This is a genomic window from Oleiphilus sp. HI0123 (assembly GCF_001635315.1).
This window is the reverse complement of sequence record NZ_LWGE01001483.1, coordinates 1-1,066: the sequence shown is the minus strand read 5'-3', so window position 1 is coordinate 1,066 and position 1,066 is coordinate 1. Positions and strand designations below refer to the sequence as shown.

The 1,066-nt window shown below is 41.9% G+C and carries 2 protein-coding genes; both read left to right on the top strand.

The annotated features are described in order from the left end of the window. Positions 1-81: 81 nt before the first annotated feature. On the top strand, positions 82-657 hold the full coding sequence (locus tag A3761_RS19565) for a hypothetical protein (protein WP_068512296.1): 576 nt from the start codon (positions 82-84) through the stop codon (positions 655-657). Positions 658-725: 68 nt separating this feature from the next. Further along, positions 726-1,013 (top strand): hypothetical protein, encoded by a 288-nt coding sequence (locus A3761_RS19560; protein ID WP_068512300.1) that lies wholly within the window; start codon positions 726-728, stop codon positions 1,011-1,013. Positions 1,014-1,066: the final 53 nt, after the last annotated feature.

Sequence of the window (1,066 nt, the reverse complement as noted above, 5' to 3'; positions counted from 1 at the left end):
CATAGCTATTTAATATAGTAGAGTTCGTATTGTTTTCACGATTAAAATACTCACAGAGCCATTAATTAAGCGATCTTTTATATGAATTTTCTAAAATTAGTCAGCGCCTTCTGCTTATTATTGCTGGCGACAGCCCATGCAAAAGACGCCATTGCGACCGATACGAAGCTATCAGAACAACTAATTTCATCTTGGATGAAGTCTCAAGACGCCCTGGAAGACTGGGGTAAGAAGCACCAAGCCCAACTGGAAGCAAAGACTAAGGATGAAACCGAAGTCGAAGATCCAAGTAAGATGACACCTGAAAGCATGATATCCCCCCTGAAAGCAGCGGGCTTATATTCAAGCGCCAATCAGCTTGTTCAGTCTCAAGGTTTCTCTAGTATCGATGAGTGGGCCGCGATCACCTTAAGAATTACCAAAGCGGCTGCCGCTATTGAATTTGAGGCGAACCCGGAAATGATGGACACCAGCCGACTTGAAGCCTTAAGGAATTCGAGTGACATCAGCCCGGAGCACAAACAAGTGTTAAGCAATGCTATTGAGAAAAACCAAGCCATGGTGAAACAGATACTGTCGAGCGCAAGCACTGCGGACAAAGAAGCGATCAAGCCCTTTTTGAACGATATCCTAAAAATGATGGAAGAACCTTATTAAACATATGGCCACCCAGGCATTACTCACCAAACTAAAACAAAGTCCTCCTTAAGTAGACCCACAACCCCATGTCCAAAATAAAATCTGATGCTGATAGCCTCATCAAAAAGCATCGCAATCTTATCCACTCCCAAGACAAGAAAGTTATCTCTCATGTACAACGTGAGCAAGATGATGGCTGGCTAGTTAATACGCTAATGCTTGAAGATTGCGATACGCCATTTCAGTTTAAGCGACAAAAAACCTACAAAAACCTAAAAGGCGCTCGAGTCAACCTAACCTACTATTCAGACACACAAAAGCTCGCTGGAATGGATTTTGAGCTGATGAAAGTAGTACGAATTCGTATAGCATGACTCCAAGTCATTTTACTTTTCAATAATTAGAGCTTATACTCTATTTTTTTAGA

Excerpts from the sequence above, each read along its gene's own strand:
- A3761_RS19565 (WP_068512296.1), top strand. The coding sequence starts at position 82 with ATGAATTTTCTAAAATTAGTCAGCGCCTTCTGCTTATTATTGCTGGCG.
- A3761_RS19560 (WP_068512300.1), top strand. The coding sequence starts at position 726 with ATGTCCAAAATAAAATCTGATGCTGATAGCCTCATCAAAAAGCATCGC.